The organism is uncultured Zoogloea sp., from assembly GCF_937894855.1.
GTDB lineage: Bacteria > Pseudomonadota > Gammaproteobacteria > Burkholderiales > Rhodocyclaceae > Zoogloea > Zoogloea oryzae.
In genome coordinates this window covers 1-19,547 of record NZ_CALAYQ010000073.1, presented here as the reverse complement: position 1 = coordinate 19,547, position 19,547 = coordinate 1, and the positions used below count along the sequence as shown (strand labels likewise).

14 protein-coding genes and 2 pseudogenes are annotated in these 19,547 nt (G+C 67.7%); 8 read left to right on the top strand and 8 right to left on the bottom strand.

The features are described 5' to 3' along the window. From Q0672_RS09530 to Q0672_RS09510, 5 genes are all read left to right on the top strand, one after another. A complete protein-coding gene (locus Q0672_RS09530; protein WP_298621757.1) occupies positions 1-1,779 on the top strand; it encodes a DUF1302 domain-containing protein in 1,779 nt (592 codons plus the stop codon). A gap of 58 nt (positions 1,780-1,837) precedes the next feature. Continuing rightward, positions 1,838-4,201, top strand: coding sequence for an efflux RND transporter permease subunit (locus Q0672_RS09525; protein WP_298621756.1), 2,364 nt, complete (start codon positions 1,838-1,840; stop codon positions 4,199-4,201). A gap of 11 nt (positions 4,202-4,212) precedes the next feature. Further along, the gene (locus Q0672_RS09520) at positions 4,213-5,175 is read left to right on the top strand and encodes a YCF48-related protein (protein ID WP_298621755.1); all 963 of its coding nucleotides are present in this window, start codon (positions 4,213-4,215) and stop codon (positions 5,173-5,175) included. Between the two features lie 16 nt (positions 5,176-5,191). After that, positions 5,192-5,671, top strand: coding sequence for a TerB family tellurite resistance protein (locus tag Q0672_RS09515; protein WP_298621754.1), 480 nt, complete (start codon positions 5,192-5,194; stop codon positions 5,669-5,671). Between the two features lie 123 nt (positions 5,672-5,794). Further along, the gene (locus Q0672_RS09510; protein ID WP_298621753.1) at positions 5,795-7,297 is read left to right on the top strand and encodes an aldehyde dehydrogenase family protein; all 1,503 of its coding nucleotides are present in this window, start codon (positions 5,795-5,797) and stop codon (positions 7,295-7,297) included. A gap of 61 nt (positions 7,298-7,358) precedes the next feature. Here the strand turns inward: Q0672_RS09510 and Q0672_RS09505 are convergent. Both Q0672_RS09505 and Q0672_RS09500 read right to left on the bottom strand, forming a co-directional pair. Then, a pseudogene (locus Q0672_RS09505) lies at positions 7,359-8,243 on the bottom strand (sorbosone dehydrogenase family protein); the annotation flags it as partial. 265 nt (positions 8,244-8,508) lie between these two features. Continuing rightward, positions 8,509-9,972 (bottom strand): aminoacyl-histidine dipeptidase, encoded by a 1,464-nt coding sequence (locus Q0672_RS09500; protein ID WP_298621752.1) that lies wholly within the window; start codon positions 9,970-9,972, stop codon positions 8,509-8,511. Between the two features lie 151 nt (positions 9,973-10,123). Here Q0672_RS09500 and Q0672_RS09495 point away from each other — a divergent pair, with 151 nt between their 5' ends. The 3 genes from Q0672_RS09495 to Q0672_RS09485 all read left to right on the top strand — a co-directional run bounded on the left by Q0672_RS09495 (position 10,124) and on the right by Q0672_RS09485 (position 12,967). After that, entirely contained in the window at positions 10,124-10,702 is a 579-nt protein-coding gene (locus tag Q0672_RS09495; protein ID WP_298621751.1) for a transglutaminase family protein, read from the top strand. A 70-nt stretch (positions 10,703-10,772) separates the two neighbouring features. Then, positions 10,773-12,737: a helicase-related protein gene (locus tag Q0672_RS09490; RefSeq protein ID WP_298621750.1), complete on the top strand. Its 1,965-nt coding sequence runs from the start codon at positions 10,773-10,775 to the stop codon at positions 12,735-12,737. Between the two features lie 14 nt (positions 12,738-12,751). Beyond that, positions 12,752-12,967 carry a DUF3820 family protein gene (locus tag Q0672_RS09485; RefSeq protein WP_298621749.1) on the top strand — a complete coding sequence of 72 codons (216 nt, stop codon included), beginning with the start codon at positions 12,752-12,754 and terminating at the stop codon, positions 12,965-12,967. Between the two features lie 15 nt (positions 12,968-12,982). Here Q0672_RS09485 and Q0672_RS09480 read toward each other — a convergent pair whose 3' ends face one another. The 6 genes and pseudogenes from Q0672_RS09480 to Q0672_RS09455 form a co-directional block, all read right to left on the bottom strand. Beyond that, entirely contained in the window at positions 12,983-16,093 is a 3,111-nt protein-coding gene (locus Q0672_RS09480; RefSeq protein ID WP_298621748.1) for a DEAD/DEAH box helicase family protein, read from the bottom strand. Then, positions 16,090-16,773: a hypothetical protein gene (locus tag Q0672_RS09475; protein ID WP_298621747.1), complete on the bottom strand. Its 684-nt coding sequence runs from the start codon at positions 16,771-16,773 to the stop codon at positions 16,090-16,092. Before Q0672_RS09475 ends, Q0672_RS09480 begins: the two co-directional genes overlap by 4 nt. Continuing rightward, on the bottom strand, positions 16,760-17,308 hold the full coding sequence (locus tag Q0672_RS09470) for a hypothetical protein (protein WP_298621746.1): 549 nt from the start codon (positions 17,306-17,308) through the stop codon (positions 16,760-16,762). The genes Q0672_RS09475 and Q0672_RS09470 overlap by 14 nt, the downstream gene beginning before the upstream one ends. Before the next feature lie 329 nt (positions 17,309-17,637). Beyond that, on the bottom strand, positions 17,638-17,901 hold the full coding sequence (locus Q0672_RS09465; RefSeq protein ID WP_298621745.1) for a hypothetical protein: 264 nt from the start codon (positions 17,899-17,901) through the stop codon (positions 17,638-17,640). A gap of 14 nt (positions 17,902-17,915) precedes the next feature. Further along, positions 17,916-19,253 (bottom strand): restriction endonuclease subunit S, encoded by a 1,338-nt coding sequence (locus Q0672_RS09460; protein WP_298621744.1) that lies wholly within the window; start codon positions 19,251-19,253, stop codon positions 17,916-17,918. Beyond that, a pseudogene (locus Q0672_RS09455) lies at positions 19,250-19,547 on the bottom strand (SAM-dependent DNA methyltransferase); the annotation flags it as partial. The pseudogene Q0672_RS09455 and the gene Q0672_RS09460, both read right to left, overlap by 4 nt.

Genomic DNA, 19,547 nt, shown 5'->3' with positions numbered 1-19,547 from the left:
ATGCACATTCAGGCGATCTCGCATCGCCGGGCCGGGCTTCGCCTGGCGCCGGTGACCCTCGCGGTGGCAGCGGCCGTGGCCGGCTGGTCCGCCCCCTCCCAGGCGGTGCGTTTCGGCAGCGAGGAAGGGCTGTCGGGCAGCTTCGATTCGGTGGTGTCCTTTGGCATGACCCGGCGCATGTCGGGCATCGACTGCCGCACCGTCGGCAACGACAGCGGCGGCTGCAACAACGGCACTAACAACGAGCTGCAGGCCCGCCAGGGGGCCAACGGCTACGCCAACGCCGACTTCAACTTCACCAACTTCGACGACGGCAACCTCAACTACAAGAAGGGCGACATCGTGTCGGCGGTGCTCAAGGGCACCCACGACCTGTCGCTCAAGGCGCCGGAAGGCTGGAGCGCCCTCGGCCGGGTGTATTGGTTCCACGACTTCCGCTCCGACCAGACCCGCCGTACCGAGCTCACCGAATCGTCGGTCACCGCCAAGGCCACGCTGCTCGACGCGTGGATCGCCAAGGAAGTGCGCTACGGCGACCAGCGGGGCAAGATCAAGCTGGGCAATCAGGTGATCTCGTGGGGCGAGGACATCTTCATCCTCGGCGGGGTGAACCAGATCAACGCCCTTGATCTGCAGAAATTCCACGTGCCCGGCACCCAGCTCAAGGAGATCTTCGTGCCGGCGCCGATGGTGTCGTGGTCAGGCGGCATCACCGACAAGCTCGGGCTGGAGGCCTACTACCAGTTTGCCTGGAACAGCTTCAAGTTCGATCCGGCCGGCACCTTCTTCTCCACCGCCGACGTGATCGGCAAGGGCAACCGGGTGGCCTACATGCCCACCTCGATCTGCAACGACTTCGGCCTGCCCACGCCCTGCGGCGACCGCTCCGGCCTTACCGATCAGCAGATGATCAACAACGGCACCGCGCTGCCTTACCTGGGCCAGCAGAAGCCCGGCTGGGGCGGGCAGTTCGGGGTGAATCTGCGCTACAACGCCGAGGAGATCGACACCGAGTTCGCCTTCACCTACCAGCGCTACCACGACAAGCTGCCCTTCCTGGGCTTCACCGGCACCAATGCCGGCGCGGTAACGGGCTACTTCCTCGCCTACGGCCAGGAAAAGGACCTGTTCGCCATCTCCGGCAACACCAAGGTGGGCGACGTGGCGGTGGGCATGGAGTTGTCGTTCCGTCCGCGGGACAGCGTCGGCGTCGACCCGACGGTGCCCTTCGGCCAGGTGTTCGGCGGCGCCTTCAACAAGAACAGCGTGTATGACGTGGGCCGCCACCCGGGCTACGTGGAAGAGAAGAAGTGGCAGTACCACGTCACCGCCTTCTACACCTTCTCCCGCAACGATCCGCTGGGCGGGCTGGCCACCGCGCTGGGCGCCACCGACGGCTTCATCCTCTCCGAGGCCGCCGTCGCCCACTACCCGGATCTCGACCGCTCGGGCTACACGCCGTACTTCCTGCCCAACTATGCGCTGCCGGATCGCACCTCCTGGGGCTACGTGGCCGAGATCGGCTTCAACTACCCCAACGTGATGGGCAGCGGCATCACCCTCACGCCCCAGCTCGACTTCGCCCATGACGTGAAGGGCACCAGCCCCAACGCCATCCCCTTCGTGGAAGGGCGCAAGGCGGCCACCCTGTCGCTGTTCGCCAACTATCGGGACCGCTGGAAAGGCGCCCTGCAGTACGTGAATTTCTCGGGCGGCGGTGCCAACAACCTGATGCGCGACCGGGATTTCCTGGCCGCCAGCGTCTCCTACTCGTTCTGACCCGCAAGGCCGGGGCGTGGCGACGCACCGCGCTCCGGCCCAGACAGGAAACCCCAACATGATCGAGAAACTGGTCATCGGCCTGCAGCGTTTCTTCTTCGGACACCGGCTGCTGACCCTGGGCGTGCTGCTGGCCTTCACCGCCCTGATGGGGGTGTTTGCCGCACAGCTCAGGATGTCGGCCGGCTTCGACAAGCAGCTGCCGCAGGACCACGAATACATCCAGACCTTCAACCAGTACCGGGATGTCCTCTTCGGCGCCAACCGCATCATCGTGGTGGTCGAATCGAAGAAGGGCGACATCTGGAACGAGAAGGCCCTCACCAAACTCTACGACGTCACCCAGGCGCTGTTCTTCATGCCCGGCGTGGATCGGCGCACCGTCACGTCCCTCTGGACGCCCAACACCCGCGCGGTGCAGATCACCGAGGAAGGCATGAAGGCCGAGGACGTGATCGGCGGCGACGTGACGGTGAAATCCCTCACCCCGGACAACATCGCCGGCATCCGCGAGCGCACCATCATCGGCGGCTTCATGGGCAGCCTGGTGGCCAACGACGGCTCCGGCGCGATGGTGGTGGCCGAGCTGGCCGACCCGGACCCGGCCACCGGCAAGCGCCTCGACTACTTCGATTTCAGCCGCAAGCTCGAGGCTGAGGTGCGGGACAAGTTTGCCGACGCCGACACCAACATCCGCATCATCGGCTTCGCCAAGCAGATGGGCGACATCTCGGAAGGCGCCACCAGCGTCGTCGAGTTCTTCGCGCTGGCCTTCCTGCTCACCGCCGGCGCGGTGTATTGGTACACCCGCTCGTGGGTGCTCACCTTCCTGCCGCTGGCGAGCTCGCTGGTGTCGGTGGTGTGGCAGTTCGGCACCATCACGCTGCTGGGCTTCGGGCTCGATCCGCTGGCGGTGCTGGTGCCTTTCCTGGTGTTCGCCATCGGCGTCTCCCACGGCATCCAGCAGGTCAATTACATCGCCAAGGAAGTCATCAACGGTGCCGACGGCTTCACCGCCGCCACCCGCAGCTTCACCGGCCTGCTGGTGCCGGGCACGCTGGCGCTGATCACCGCCTTCGTGGGTTTTGCGACGCTGGTGCTGGTGCCCATCCCGATGATCCGCGAGCTGGCGATCACCGCGTCGGTGGGCGTGGCCTACAAGATCGTCACCAACCTCATCATGCTGCCGGTGCTGGCGAGCTTCTTCAGCTTCGACGGCCGCTTCGTGGCCCGGGCGAGCAAGGTGGAAGGCATGCGCAACCGGCTGATGGCGGCCCTCGGCGTACATATCGCCAGCCCGCGCAACGCCTTCATCGGCACCGTGGTGTGCCTGGTGCTGCTGGTGGTGGCGGTTTGGCAGAGCCAGGGCCGCCATGTGGGCCACGTGCTGCCCGGCGCGCCGGAACTCCACATCGACTCCCGCTACAACCAGGACGTGGAAGCCGTGGTGAGCCGCTTCGGGCTCGGCCTCGACATGCTCACGGTGGTGGTCGAGACGCCCAAGGATGGCTGCTATCGCCACGACGTGATGGCCTACGTGGATCGCCTGACGTGGTACCTCACCAACGTGCCCGGCGTGCTGTCGGCGCAGTCGCTGCCCACGCTCACCAAGCTGGCGGCGTCCGGGGTGAATGAGGGCAACCCCAAGTGGGCCTCGCTGCCGCAAGAGGAACTCACCCTCGGCGAAGCCGTGCGCCAGGTGCCGGAAGGCCTGCGCCTCTACAACGCCGACTGCACGCTGCTGCCGGTGAACCTCTACCTCGCTGACCACAAGGCCAGCACCATCAAGGAGGTGGTGGCCGCGGTGAAAGCCTACCGCGACGCTAACCCCTTTGCCGGCGTCACGGTGCGCCTCGCCAGCGGCAACGCCGGCGTGCAGGCCGCCACCAACGAGGTGGTTGAACACTCCGAGCTGCCGATGATGCTCTATGTGTACGCCACCATCCTGGTGCTGGTGTTCCTGGTGTATCGCGACTGGCGGGCGATGATCGCCTGCTGCGTGCCGCTCACCCTGGCCACGTTCCTGGGCTACTGGTTCATGAAGGAGCTTTCCATCGGCCTCACCGTGGCGACCCTGCCGGTGATGGTGCTGGCGGTGGGCATCGGCGTGGATTACGCCTTCTACATCTACAACCGCCTGCAGATGCACCTCTCCCACGGTGAGGACATCGTCACTGCCTTCAAGCAGGCCCTGCGCGAGGTGGGCGTGGCGACGGTATTCACCGCCGTCACCCTGTCGGTGGGGGTGGCCACCTGGTCGTTCTCGGCGCTCAAGTTCCAGGCCGACATGGGGATGCTGCTGACCTTCATGTTCATGGTGAACATGATCATGGCGATCACCCTGCTGCCGGCCCTGGCCGTGATGATCGACGTCCTGATCCCCCGCCGCGGGCCGGTCCGGGCGCCGCTGATGATGCACTGACGGAGACGCCCATGAAACTCAAGACAACGATGACCCTGCTGCTCGCCGCCGGGCTTGCCGCTGGCGCGGTGCTGGTGACCGCCGCCGAAAGCCGCCCGGCCGGCGAAACCCCTGCCATGAAGGCCCGCCTCGCCAGCCGGGCCGGGCTGGTGGCCGTCACCCGCGCCGGCGCCTCGCTGGTGGCGGTGGGCGACTTCGGCACCGTGGTGCGATCGACCGACGGCGGCGAGACCTGGCAGCAGGCCGCCAGCGTGCCGGTGAGTGGCCTGCTCACCGCGGTGAGCTTTGCCGACGCGAAGAACGGCTGGGCGGTGGGCCACGGCGGGGTGATCCTCGCCACCACCGACGGCGGCGACAACTGGACGCTCCAGCAGGTGGTGGACGGCAAGCCGGTGCTGCTGGGCGTGCATTTCACCGACGCCACCCACGGCTACGTGGTCGGCGCCTACGGCACGGCGCTCGCCACCGCCGACGGCGGCCGCAGCTGGCAGCCGATGAAGGTGGGCGAGGGGCGCGACGCCGATCTGCACCTGAACCACCTCTTCGCCGCGCCGGACGGCGCGCTGATCGCCGCCGGCGAGAGCGGTTCGGCCTTCCGCTCCCGCGATGGGGGCGGGCACTGGGAACGCCTCAACACCGGCGTCACCGGATCCCTGTGGGGCGGGCTCGCCCGACGTGACGGCCACCTGCTGCTGCTGGGCATGAGCGGCCGGGTGCTGGAAAGCGCCGACGGCGGTAGCCACTGGCAGGTGCTCGACACCGGCACCACCCAGGCCCTCACCGGCGGTGTCGAGCGGGACGACGGCAGCCTGCTGCTGGTGGGCACCGGCGGGGCGGTGGTCACGTCCCGCGACGGCAAGCTCGTCACCCACATCCGCGACGACCGCCAGAACCTCGCCGCCGTCGCCACCGCCGGCAAGGCCGTGGTGCTGCTCGGCCAGAACGGGCTCCTGCGCGAAGCCGCAGGCCAATGACTTCGGAGACCCAACCATGCTGGAAAGACTGATCGGCCTGCTACGCGGCGAACTGCTGGCGGAGGCCGTCGAGCGCGGCCCCTTCGAGCGCCGCCTGATCGCCGTGGCGGCCCTGCTGCTGGAAACCATGTACGTGGATCGCGTCGCCTCCGAGGCCGAGCACCAGGCCGTCAAGCGCCTGCTGATGGAGCACTTCCACCTGCCCCGGGAGCGCGTCGATGAGCTCATCGCGGTGGCCGAGGTGCGCTACGCCGAGTCGCTGGACGACTGGGAGTTTGCCGAGGCGGTGCGCGTCGGCTTCGGCCCCGAGGAGCGCCAGGAGATCCTCACCATGCTGTGGGAGGTGGCTTACGCCGACGGCCTGGAAAAGCTCGAAGGCCGGCTGATGAGCCGCCTCGCCCGCCAGCTTGAGCTCGACGAGGACGCCGTGGCCCTGGCCCGCGCCGCCGCCAGCGCCCGCTCCGGCGTGCTGCGCGGCGAGCCCGGCGACGCCTGATCGCCCACCCCAAGGAAACCCCATCCCAACCCCGGCAATCCGCCGCGATTGCCGCTTCCCATGTCGGGCTCCGGCCCGGCAGGCCCCGTTTCGCCCACAAAAACCAACGAAGGAGACAAGCCCATGAACAACTTCCACGGAATCGAGCTCGCAGCCGGCACCGCCGCCTTCCTCGCCCGACCCCGCCGCATGCTGATCGGCGCCGAATGGCAGGAGGCCGCCAGCGGCGAGACCCTGCCGGTGATCGACCCGGCCAGCGGCGAGGCCTTCTGCCGCGTGCCCGCCGGCGACGCGGCCGACATCGACCGCGCCGTCGCCGCCGCCCGCCATGCCTTCGAGGCCGGCGAATGGTCGCGGATGCGCCCGGTGGATCGCGAACGCCTGCTGCTGCGCCTGGCCGATCTGGTCGAGGCCCACGCCCAGGAGCTGGCCGAGCTGGAAGCCATCGACAACGGCAAGCCGGTGACCATGGCGCGCCATGTGGACGTGGCCCTGTCGGTGGATTTCCTGCGCTACATGGCCGGCTGGGCCACCAAGATCGAAGGCTCGACCATGGACGTGTCGGTGCCGCTGGTGCGTGAGCGGGAGTTCTTCGGCTTCACCCGCCGCGAACCGGTGGGCGTGGTTGGGGCGATCATCCCGTGGAACTTCCCGCTGCTGATGGCCGCCTGGAAGCTCGGCCCGGCGCTGGCCGCCGGCTGCACGATGGTGCTCAAGCCCGCCGAGGAGACGCCCCTGTCGGCGCTGCGCCTCGCCGAGCTGGTGTTGGAGGCTGGCTACCCGGCGGGCGTGCTCAACGTTGTCACCGGCGTCGGCCACACCGCGGGTGCGGCGCTGGCGAGCCACAAGGGCATCGAGAAGGTGGCCTTCACCGGCTCGACGGAGGTGGGCAAGCTGGTGGGCAAGGCGGCCCTCGACAACATGACCCGGGTGTCGCTGGAGCTGGGCGGCAAGAGCCCGGTGATCGTCCTCGACGACGCCGATCCCGCCCAGGCCGCGGCCGGCGCCGCGCAGGCGATCTTCTTCAACCAGGGCCAGGTGTGCACCGCCGGCTCGCGCCTGTTCGTCCATCGCAGCCGCTTCGACTCGGTGGTGGAGCAGCTCGCCGGCATCGCCGACGCCATGAAGATCGGCCCCGGCATCGACCCCTCCACCCAGATCGGGCCGCTGGTTTCAAACATCCAGCGCCAGCGCGTGATGGGCTACATCGAGAGCGGGCTGGGCGAGGGCGCCCGGGCGGCGGCCGGCGGTTCGGCGGGTGCGGGCGCGGGCTACTTCGTGAAGCCCACGGTGCTGGTGGACGCCCGCGACGACATGCGCGTGGTGCGCGAGGAGATCTTCGGCCCGGTGGTGGTGGCCATGCCCTATGAGGATCTGGACGAGGTGGCCCGCCGCGCCAACGACACGCCCTACGGCCTCGCCGCCAGCATCTGGTCGAACGACCTGTCGCGGGTGCATCGCCTGATCCCGAAGATCAAGGCCGGCACCGTGTGGGTCAACTGCCACAACATCCTCGACAACGCGATGCCCTTCGGCGGCTACAAGCAGTCCGGCATCGGCCGCGAGATGGGCCGGGCGGTGCTCGACATGTACACCGAATCCAAGTCGGTGGTGATGATGCTGTAAGCGGTGCCGGGCGCTGCGGCGCCCGGTTTCTGCGGGGGCTCAGCATCAGCAGGGTGCCATTGCGGTCTTCGGTCACCCACAGCCGGCCGCGGGCGTCGGCCTTGATGTCGGTAGGCGCGCCCATGGGGTGGCTGGCGCTGCGTTCCCAGCCTTCCGCCAGCACCTCGAAATCGCGGGCCGGCTGCCCGGATTTGTCGAAGCGGTACGCGACGATCCGGTGGCCGAGCGTGCGGTAGCCGTGGAGGGCGACGACCAGGCTGCCGCGCCACGCAGCGGGAGCGGCCGGGCTGTCGTAGAAAGTCATGCCCAGCGGCGCGCCGTGGGCTGGCAGCAGGCGCTCGGGCCTGGCGTAGCGGCTGCAGTCGCCGCTGCCGAAGGCCGGGTCGAAGGCGTCGAGGCCGGTGCAGTAGGGCCAGCCGTAATGCTGGCCGGCGCGCACGCGGTTGAGCTCTTCCGCCGGCTGGGTGTCGGAAACGATATTGCCCGGCAGCACGTCGCGGCTGTTCTCGCCCTGCCAGAGGCTGCCGTCGGGCCCGAAGGCGAGGGCCATCGAATTGCGCAGGCCGCGGGCGAAGAGTTTCACCGTCCAGCGGCCGTTATCAAGCTTGTAGCGCCAGATCGCCGAGCCGGCGTCGGGCCGCTCGGCCTCGGGGCAGGGCTTGCCGGGAGGGCCGTCCTCACAGTGGTCGGAGGTGCTGCCGATGTTCACGTAGATCGCGCCGTCCGGGCCGAACACGAACTGCGTGAGCGGGTGGCGCCCGGTGGCGGGCAGGTTGATGACCACCGGCTCCAGCACCGGCGGCGAACGATCGAGGCGGACCCGGGAGATGCGGCTTGCCTCGCCGATGTACACCGCGCCGTCGGGGCCCGTCTGCAGCCCGTGAGGGCGATCCAGCTTGGTGAGGATCGGCTTTACATCGAAGCCACCCGGGCGGGGGGTGAGCATCAGCAGCCGCCCGGCGCCCGCATCCCAGCGGCCCAGGTCGGCCACCAGCACGCGGCCGTCGGCCAGCGGCAGCACGCCCCGGGGAAAGCCCAGCTTCGTCGCCGCCAGCCCCACGCAGAAACCCTTGGCAACCTTCAGCGACACGGCGGGCAGGCCGGCACATTCGCCTTTTGTCTCGTAGCCATCCCCTCGCTTGGCCGCTTGGGCCGACGGGCTCAGGGCCAGTGCGACGAGGAGGGCAAGGACGTGGCGGCGCATGTCGGGCTCAGGCGGCGATGTCGGCCAGGATGGCGGTGAGCAGCTGCCACACCTTGCCGACCGCCTCGATCTCGACCCGCTCGCCCGGGGCGTGGGCGCCGCGGATGGTCGGGCCGAAGGAGACGGTGTCCATGCCCGGATACTTGGCGCCGATGATCCCGCACTCCAGCCCGGCATGGACCACCTTCACCACTGACTCGCCGCCGAAATCCCGGGCATAGACCCGCTGGCAGCGGGCCAGCAGCGGCGACGCCGGATTGGGCGCCCAGCCCGGATAGTGGCCGGATTTGCTGGCGGCGGTGCCCGAGAGCGCAAACAGGCTGACGATCTCGTCGGCCAGCGCGTCGCTGCCGCTGTCGATCAGCGAGCGCACCATGAAATTGCAGCTGCCGCCATCCGGCCCGACGCTCGCCATGCCCAGGTTGTTGGAGGTCTCCACCACGCCCGGCACCGCCAGGCTCTGCCGGCGCACCCCGTGGGGCGCGGCGTGCAGGCTGGCGAGCCAAACCGACTGCTCGGCCGGGTTGAGCACCGCGTCGGCGCTGGCGGGGGCGTGGGCGAGGCTGACGCCTGCATCGACGCCGGCGAGCTCCTGGCGCAGGGTGGTTTGCCAACGGGCCAGGGCCTCGCCCAGCGCATCGCCGCGGCCGGCCGGCAGCGCGACGGTGGCGCGGGCCTCCCGGGGCAAGGCGTTGCGGGCGGTGCCGCCCTCAAGGCTGGCGAGGCGCAGCGGAAACTGGCTTTCCAGATCCCGCAGCGCCCGCACCAGCAGCTTGATGGCGTTGCCGCGCTCTTCGTGGATGTTGACGCCGGAATGCCCGCCGCGCAGGCCGGTCAGGGCGATCTGCCAGGCCTCATGGCCGGCGGGCAGGGCGTCCGGCGTGCCGGGGCGGGCGACGTTCACGTCCAGCCCGCCGGCGCAGCCCAGGTAGAACTCGCCCCAGTCCTCGGTATCGATGTTGAGCATCAGCCGGCCCTGCAGCACGCCGGGTTCCAGCCCCTGGGCGCCGCCCATGCCGGCCTCTTCATCCACCGTCAGCAGGGCTTCGAGGGGGCCGTGGACGAGGCGGCTGTCATCCAGCACCGCCAGGATCAGCGCCACGCCGATGCCATTGTCGGCGCCCAGCGTGGTGCCCTCAGCCACCAGCCAGCCGTCCTTCAGCACCGGGCGGATCGGGTCGCGGGTGAAGTCGTGGTCGGTGTCGGCGTTCTTCTGGCAGACCATGTCGAGATGGGCCTGCAGCACCACGCCGGGGGCGGCCTCGTGGCCGGGGCTGGCGGGCTTCTTGAGGATCAGGTTGCCGGCGCCATCCACCCGCGCGTCGAGCCCGCGGGCGACGGCCCAAGCGTACAGGTGGTCGCGCAGGGCGTCCTCGGCCTTGGAGGGGCGGGGGATGGCGCACAGGGTGGCAAAGTGGCGCCACACGGCGGCGGGCTGGAGATCGGCGAAGACGGCGGGCAGGGCGGACATGGCGGCGGAATGGAGTTGGATGCGTGAAGCGGAAGCGCCAAGCATCGGAGGGATGCGGCGGTGCGTCAAGGGGCAGCGTGGCGTTCGACAGCCGCCCGCCGCCCACGTAAGCTCGCACTCCCACATGCCGACACCTTGCCCGGACAGCATCATGCAGCCCTATCTCGCCGCCAGCACCTACATCGATTTCGACCACCCGGACGTGGCCGCCCAGGCACGCCGGCTTGCCGAGGGCGCAGCGTCGACCCATGAGGTGGTGCGTCGCTGCTTCGAGTTCGTCCGCGACGAGATCCGCCACAGCGTCGATTTCATGCAGAACCCGGTCACCTGCAAGGCGTCCGACGCGCTGCGCCACCGCACTGGCTACTGCTACGCCAAGAGCCACCTGCTGGCCGCGCTGCTCCGGGCCAATGGCGTGCCCACCGGGCTGTGCTACCAGCGCCTGTCGGTGGGTGACACCGGCGCGCCCTACTGCCTGCACGGGCTCAATGCCGTGTGGCTGGACGACCTCGGCTGGTACCGCATCGACGCCCGCGGCAACAAGCCCGGGGTGGATGCGCAGTTTGAGCCGCCCGTGGAGCGCCTGGCCTTTGCGATCCGCGAGCCGGCCGAGCGGGATCTGCCCGAGATCTGGGCCGAGCCGCTGCCCTGCGTGGTGCAGGTGCTGGAAACCGAGCCCGACGTGGCCGCCGTGCTGCGCAACCTGCCGGACGTGCCGTTGATCGGCTGATCGTCCGCTGCTTTTTCGTACGACTTTTCCGGGCTGGTCCGCTGAGGCCGGCCCCGTGTTTTTTCGACTGATGATGACGAACACCGAACTCCCCCAACCCGCCCCCGCGATGGACTTGCGCTTCATCGTCACCACCAGCAGCAACCGCGTGTGGCTCGCCGCCAGCCGCCGGGTGCGCGCCGGGGGGGAGGAATTCCGGCTGGTGGGCTATTTGCCCGAGAGCTGCCTGGGCCAGGCTGGCCATTGGCGGCGGCGCCCGCTTGCCGGGCGCCAGACGCTGGAGCAGGCCATGCTCGCCGCCCAGGGCGCGCACCTGGAGGCCGCGCTCAACGCTGCCGTTGCCGAGATCGACGCCTTTCTGGAAGCCTGCGCCACCGAAGGGCTGGAGCCCAACCTGCGCGGCCTGCGGGACGACTGGTCGGCGGGCAGGCTGGATTTCTCCACGCTGCCCAAGACCCTCGCCCAGACCCTCGCCGAGCTCCGCGCCCGGCGCCGCCAGCGGGATCTGGCCGGCCAGATCGGGCGTTCGGTGCGCCTGTCGGACTACCCGGACACCTTTGCCGCCCGCCGCCGCCCGCGCAAGCTGATCGCCGTGCTGGGGCCGACCAACTCCGGCAAGACCCACGATGCCTTCGAGCGCCTCGCCACCGCCCGCGCCGGCGTGTATCTCGGCCCGCTACGCCTGTTGGCGCTGGAGGCCTTCACGCGGCTCAACGAGGAATTCGGGGTGAGCGCATCGCTCGTCACCGGCGAGGAGCGCCGGATGGTCGAGGGCAGCCGGGTGACCGCCTCGACCATCGAGATGCTCGACCCCTCCGCCGAGCTGGAGGTGGCGGTGATTGACGAGATTCAGATGCTCAGCGACCCGGACCGCGGCTGGGCGTGGACCCAGGCGGTGGTCGGCGCCAACGCCGCCGAGGTGTGGCTGGTGGGCGCGCTGTCGGCGGAGCCGGCGGTGGTGGCGCTGGCCGAGCGCCTGGGCCTGCCCCTGGAAATCCGCCGCAAGCAGCGCAAGCACCCGCTGGTGGTGGGCGAGGCGCTGTCCCACAACCCGGCCGGTGCGCTGCGGCGGGCGCGGCCGGGGGACGCCTTCATCGTCTTCTCGCGGCGCGACGCCCTCAACCTGCGGGATGACTTTCTGGCCTTGGGCAAGTCGGTGGCGTGCATCTACGGCGCCCTGTCGCCCGAGGTGCGTGAGCGCGAGGCGCACCGCTTTGCCGGCGGCGACGCCGACATTCTGGTGGCCACCGACGCCATCGGGATGGGCCTCAACCTGCCCATCGAGCGGGTGGTGTTCACCGCCATCCAGAAGTACGACGGCACGACGCGGGATACGCTTTCGCCGTCGCTGCTCCAGCAGATCGGCGGGCGGGCCGGGCGCTTCGGCCATCAGGAGGAGGCGGGCGTGGTGGCCGGTCTCACCCCGGCCGAACACAAGGTCGTCGCCGCGCTGATGAAGGCGCCCCAGCCGCCGCTGGAAACCCGTGGCTTCCAGATCACCGCCGGCAGCGCCTATCTCGAGCAGATCGCCGAGATGGCAGGCGACACCCGGCTGGAGGCGCTGCTGTCGCTGTTCCAGCTCCACGCCGATTGCGGCGACGGCTTCTTCGTGCCGCACATCCCCGAAGAGCAGCTCGCCCGCGCCGCCCAGCTGGACCGGATGAAGAACCTCACGCTCCACGAGAAGCACGTCTTCTCGATGGCACCGATGGCGTCCCAGAACGAAACCATCGACGGCGTGTGGCGCGACTGGGCCTACACCGCCAACAAGGGCAAGGCCATCGAGCTGGATTTCCTGCCCCGCGTGCCCCAGCGCGCGTCGCTCGAAGAGGCCGAGACCACCGTGCGCCTGATCGCCGCCTACCGCTGGTTTGCCTACCGCCTGCCCGAGCGCTTCATCGACCAGGAAATGGCCGACGCCTGCCTGGCACCGTGGATTTCGGTGGTGGACGGCCACCTGCGCAGCCGCTACCGGCAGGGCGTGGGCGGCGGCCGCAAGGGCGTGCCCAGCTGGTACTGGCCGGTGCGGCACTGATCGGAGGCGGTGCGATGAACCCGGAACTTCTCGAACTGCTGGTCACCCGCACGATGCCCTACGGCAAGTTCAAGGGCCGCCTGCTGGCCGATCTGCCCGGGCATTACCTGGCGTGGTTCGCCCGGGAGGGCTTCCCGTCCGGGCAGCTGGGCCAGCTGCTGGCGCTGATGCACGAGCTGGATCACAACAACCTGCGGGCGCTCCTCGACCCGCTGCGCCGGCCGGGCTGAAGCCAGCCCCGGCGGTCAGGCGGGCGGCCGCATCCCCTGCGCCCGTGTCCGCAGCGCCTCGTACAGCTGGGCTGGCCCCAGCAGGGTTTCCTTCAGCCCTTCCCGCACCCGCTCCGATCCGAGTGCCTGAGCGCTCATCGTGTTGTGGGCTTCCAGCGCATCCATGATGGCGCTCATCAGGGCACTGGCGAGGTCGGGGGAGTTGGCAAACTGCTCCTTGCTGTTGTTGGCGGCCTGCCGGACGAGGGTTTCGTTTTCCAGCAGCTTGCCTTTGAGCACGCCGTTTACGTACACCAGTTGGTCGTCGTCCGACAGCTCGCCCTCGAAGAGCCCGTTCACCTTCTGGATGATCTCCTCCAGCAGGCCCTTTTCCTTCTCCTGCACCGCGCCGCTGCCGGTGTCGGTCATCGGTGCCAGCCGGGGCGCCTCGCCGGCCTTGAGGTTCAGTGTCTGCTGGCCCTTGTTCTTCAGGGTGTGGTGGGTCAGCACCACTTTCGAGAGGTCCACCGTGTCCCGCTCGCGGCCGAAGTCGAGGAGGGGAATCAGCCGCTTGTAGAAGAGAAAGCGCTTCTCGATATCCGTGTTGCCGTAGTCGAAGATCTGCGACAGAAAGGCGTACAGCCGGCAGAAGGCGCCCATGTCGCCCTTGAACAGCACCAGCACATCCATCGCGTCCCGGGCGGCCTGGGCGGCGTCCTTGTCGTGGCTGGCTTCGGCGGCGGCCCGCTGGGCCTGCAGGGCCTTGTAGCGTTTCAGCAGGCGGTCGGCCACCGGGGCGAGGGCGGCGCTCAGCTGGGCCTGGGTGCCTTTCGGGTCGGTCTCAATGTGGGCCACCCGGTCCACCTCGAAGCTGTCGTAAAAGCCGGCGCCGTCGAGCTTGGCGCGCAGGTCGAAGACCAGGTGCGGGTCGGTATTGGCCTCCAGCCGGGCGGTTTCGTAGTAGGTCTTGAAGGCGGTCAGCACGTCCTCGGCGTCGTTCACAAAATCGAGGATGTAGGTGGTGTCCTTGCCCGGGTGGGCGCGGTTGAGGCGCGACAGCGTCTGCACCGCCTGGATGCCGCCCAGCCGCTTGTCCACGTACATGCCGCACAGCAGCGGCTGGTCGAAGCCGGTCTGGAACTTGTTGGCCACCAGCAGCAGGTGATGGTTCGGGTCGGCGAAGGCTTCGCGGATGTCGCGTCCCTTGAGCCCGGGGTTCAGCGCTTTGGTGGTTTCGGCGACCGGTTCGGGGTAGCTCTCCGGGTCGTCGATCTCGCCCGAGAACGCCACCAGCACGCCAAGCTGATAGTTGCGTTTGAGGATGTAGCCGGTGATGGCCTTCTGCCAGCGCACCGCCTCCTTGCGGCTGGCGACCACGATCATCGCCTTGGCCTTGCCGGCCAGGAGCGGCTGCACGTTCTCGCGGAAGTGCTCCACCACCACCTGCACCTTCTGGCTGATGTTGTAGGGGTGCAGGCGCACCCACTGCATGATGCCTTTCAACGCCTCGGATTTCTCCACCTCTGTCTCGTCGTACTCCTTGCCGTTGTTGGCGAGCCTGAAGGCGAGCTTGTAGGTGGTGTAGTTCTTCAGCACGTCGAGGATGAAGCCTTCCTCGATCGCCTGGCGCATCGAATACACATGGAAAGGCTGCGGCAGGCCGTCGGCGTCCTTGCGGCCGAAGAGCTCCAGCGTCTTCGGCTTGGGCGTTGCAGTGAAGGCGATGTAGGTGAGGCCCTTGTCCTGGGCCGCCTTGGCGGACATCTGGGCGGCCAGCAGCGCCTCGGTGTCGATCTCGCCGCCGTCCTGAAGCTCGGCCAGCTCGTCGGCCGACAGCACCTGCTTGAGCTTGGCCGCTGCCTCGCCAGTCTGGGAGCTGTGGGCCTCGTCGGCGATCACCGCGAAGCGCTTGCCCTCGGTGGCGGCGAGCTCCTGCACCGCCTTCAGGGCGAAGGGGAAGGTCTGGATCGTGCACACGATGATCTTCTTGCCGTCCTTCAGCGCCTGGGAGAGCTGGGCGCTCTTGCTGCCGTGCTCGTCGGTGATGGTCGCCACCACGCCGGTAGTGCGCTGGAAGTCGAAGATCGCCTCCTGCAACTGGGCATCCAGCACGTTGCGGTCGGACACCACCAGCACGCTGTCGAACACCTTGCGATGCGCGGCGTCGTGCAGGTCGGCCAGAAAGTGGGCGGTCCACGCGATCGAGTTGGTCTTGCCCGAGCCGGCGGAATGCTGGATCAGGTAGCGATCGCCAGCTCCATGCTCCAGCACGTCGCCCACCAGCCTGCGGGTTGCGTCCAGCTGGTGAAAGCGGGGAAAAATGACGCTCGTGAGCTGCTTCTTGTCGTTGCGCTTGCCGATCAGGTAGCGGCCGAGGATCTCCAGCCAGCTGTCCCGCTGCCACACGTCCTGCCACAGGTAGTGGGTGGCAAATCCGAAGGGGTTGGGCGGGTTGCCGGCGCCGCCGGCGTTGCCCCGGTTGAAGGGCAGAAAGCGCGTCGCCGTGCCGGCCAGCCGGGTGCTCATCATCACCTCCGACTGGCTCACCGCAAAATGCACCAGCGCCCCGCCGGGGAAGGCCAGCAGCGGCTCCGCCAGCCCGCCCCTGGGGGCCGGGTCACGGTCGAAGCGGTACTGGTCCACCGCATCGCCCACGCTCTGGGTGAAGTCGGATTTCAGCTCGGCGGTGGCCACCGCGATGCCGTTCACAAACAGCACCAGATCCACCGCGTCCTTCGGGTTGTTGAGCGCGTGATGCACTTGCCGCACCACCCGCAGCCGGTTGGCCGCGTAGGCCTGCTGGATCGCCGGGTTGAGGCCCAGCGCCGGCCTGAACTGCACCAGCGAGAGCGGCTTCTTCAGCCCCACCAGCTCCACCCCGCGCCGCAGCACCTCCAGCGTGCCGTGCTCGTTGAGGCACCTGCGCACCCGCTCGGCCAGCACCTTGGGCAGCGCCGCGCCGTGGGTCTTGGCCAGCGCCTGCCAGTTCTCGGGCTGGGTCGCCTCCACCCAGGCCAGCAGATCGGGCAGGAAGAGGGCGTTTGGGCGGTCGTAGTGGGCGGCGTCGCCCTCGGCGTACAGCCAGCCGTGGCGGGCCAGGTGATCGCAGATGGCGGATTCGAAGTGGATTTCCTGGTGCAGGTTCATGGGCTCATGGCTTTCAGTCGCCCCAGGACAACGCCGACGCGCTCCGGCTCGGCCAACAGGCCCGGCAGCACGTTCACGAAGTCCGGGCTTGCTAGCAAAGGACCAAATGCCGCAGCGACGGCCTGCCGGACGTCGGCAGGCGCGGCGGCCAACTCAGCGGCAAGCGCCTCGCGCCCATCTACGATGTTGAGCACATCCTCAAGGTCATGGCTGCTCAGGAAGTCGCCGCCACCGCGGCCGGCAAAGGCCTCCAGCTTGGTTGCGACAAACGCCACGGCGCTCACCAGCCGAATCGTCACGCCATTGCCCAGGTCCACGGGCACGGCCGTTTCGACTGCATAGGGATACCAACGGTTCGAGAAGCCCAGCACATCCGGCTGCACCGGCATCAGGTCGAAGAGCACACCCGATGCCTTGTGCACCCAGCGACAAATCACGTCGCTGCTGACGTCGCGCGCAAACCCACGCGTGGCAACCAATGCCTCGATTCGATGTAACAAGGCCCGGTTTGCACTTACCACCGCATCCACGTCGCGGGTGGCACGGACGCTGTCGGCCAACGGGTCCGTCACCAGCAGGCCGGCCACGGCGCCGCCGATGAACACCACCTGTTCCCGCAAGTCGCCCAGCGCCTCGGCGACTTGGCGAAGATGGGGCAAGTTCGGGTCATTGGTTCGCATCGGCACTTCCCGGGCCGAGCTGATTGAGCTCGGCTTCCATCAACTGCGCTGCCAGGGCACGCTCGCGCGCACGTCCGGTCCGCAAAGCGTCCAGCAGGGCCAGCAGGCGATGCAGCGCAGGGTCGGCGAGAGCGGCCTGAGGGGCGGTCTTGTAGAGCGGCGAGAGCGTGGGCCCCTTCGCGGAGCCGGTCGGATGGGCCCAGACGGGCGCATCCCCCGGGGCCACCGTCAACCGGCCGGCGAGCGGTTCCGTGCCGATAGACGTCGGTACCCCGCGTTTGACCGGCCCCTGAGTGGCCGGCCAGACGTAACGCACCCCGTGCAGCATGAACTCCAGCAGGTTCGGCCTGACCGGCGACCATTCGCCGCGCGCCGGCGCGACCGCCAGGCCGGAGGCCACGGCGCGCTTTACGCTCGCGTGGGTCTCCGACGCGCTCATGGCAAGGGCTTTGCCCAGGGCGGCATAGGTCCAGCGCTGCGACGGGTTCGCAGCGGCCTTCAGCAGCACCAGCAGGTCTTGAGGTTTGAGGTCCATCGTTCGCTGTATTCGAAATTCGCGAATTACGAATACTTGCCGATCTTGATGCGATTGGCAAGCTGAAACTGGTCACGTAACCAATCGTACGGGGCCCGCGCAACGCCAGATCAAAGCCCAGGCATCTGAAATAACGCCCGTGCTCGCCCTTCGACCTGCGCCGTGTTCCAGCGCCATGACTTGCCGTCCTCGTGGAGCACGAACTGCTCGAACCCGTAGCCCATGTGCCGGGGCCGCTGTTGCAGCAGCGGCGCCGGTCGGTGCAAGGCTTCAGTGCCGAGGGCTGCCTGCCGCAGGCCCGCAGCGGAAACCCGATGGCCGGCGCTCGGTTAGTTCAGGAGCGCGTCGTGGCCCTTGCCGGCACGCATCTGCACGTGGTGAAAGTTGTTGCCGCCCACGCCGCCCCCACGAAACATGCGGCCGGCCGTCTGCGATCCGACGTCGCGCCTGTCGGACGGACTCGGGGCCGCGAGCGACGAACGCGCCGGGGCGGCGACATCCAGCCAGGAGTCCGGGCGGCATTTCGGCGCATGGAAGGTGGATTCAATGACTGGCAAGTCGAAGACAGGAGCCAGATGGAAAATCAGAAACATGGGCGCGCGATGGCTTACGCGGCTTCGTGTCGGACGTCGATCTGGCCGGTGACGGCAGCGGAGATCAGGGCGGCGCGGCGTTCCTTGAGGAGGGCGATGGCGCGCTCGGATTCGAGTTTCAGCGAATCGAGCTTGGCGGTTTCGGTGTCGAGGAAAGAGATGATGGCGGTTTGTTCGTGCCTTGGGGGGACGACAACACTCAATTCCCGGATGGTGGATTGCCCGATATTAAGCATTGAACTGCTGGCTCCCGTTGCAGCAAGCTCAATCTGACCGCGAACCTGCGGAGTACCGAGATACGAAGCTAGAAACTGAGGCGAGCAGGCGTCGGTGCGCAAGCGTAGCCGGTACAGTTTGTCGCACAGCATCAACCTGGGGTAGCTCCGCAAAGCGACTGCGGCGCTACCGACAAGCTCGCGGGTGTTGGCGCGCGAAATTAACAAGTCTCCGGATGCCAAGCCCAGTTCCGGAAGGGGCTCTAACTCGCGCGGCAATGTCTTGTTCTCCTCAGGTCGGAAAATCCCACCATTCACGCAGCCGACTTTAAGGACACCCCATTCGTCCTCGGACTGCACTGGGAAGCCTTCACACTGAGGGCTCCAGCCTTGCTCCAGGCTTGCTACGAGATGCTTGATGCGCAGAAGAACCCAATGCTCGGGCACCTCCCCCAGCCACGCCACGCCGGAATCCTTCATCGGCGCATCCGGGTTCAGGCCCTTGGTGACGGCATGGGAAATGGTGGCCTGGCGCTTTTCGGCGAGCAGCCGCAGGAGCGTCTCCTGCTCGGCAATCAGCGCGTCGATCTTCTCGGTCTCGTGGTCGAGAAACTTAAGTATTAGCTTCTGTTCCGGTAGCGGCGGAATGCCAACATGAATAGATTTAAGATTATCCCAATTGATTGATGCTCGGTGTTCTAGGATTCCATTTCCAAAGGACTGTGCATACGTCTGGAACTCCTTATTTTCAAATATCCTGAAAGCGTATCTTGGTTCGACACGATGAAGCCTTGGACGAAGGACAATGTAGACAGGGCTACATACACCATCGTAGGGTGACAAACCGTATGACCCAATACCATAGTTCATGCTGTTGATGACGAAATCGCCCCGGCACACCAGCTTGCATTTACTGAGGTCGTCCGGCTTTTTGTTACCAACGTCTCCTTTTTCCTCGTAAGGGATGACGCCCACGTTCGAAATAAGGGACAGGTAATACTGATTCTCTGCCCCTTCATTCTTGGCTGTTTGTTCGTCCACGAAAGCGCGGCAAGGGATTACGTCCCAATGTTCAGGAACGTGAGCCAACCACTGGCCGCCTGAACTCTTGTACTTCGGATAACAGGGCAGGCTCATTCCGCCAGCCCTTCCAGCATCGCCATGATCCGGGCGGTGACGCCCTTCAGCTCCTCGTCGATCTCGTGCAGGCTGCGCGGCGCCTCGAAGACGTAGAAGTGGCGGTTGAACGGGATCTCGTAGCCGACCTTGGATTTCTCGTGGTCGATCCAGGCATCCGGCGCGTGGGGCAGGACTTCACGCTGGAAGTAGGCATCGATGTCCTCGGTGAGCGGCACGTTCTCGGTATCGCGCAGGCTGCTGTCGGGCTGGGGCTTGCCCTTCTGCTTGCCGCGCTCGCCGAGCACGATGTTG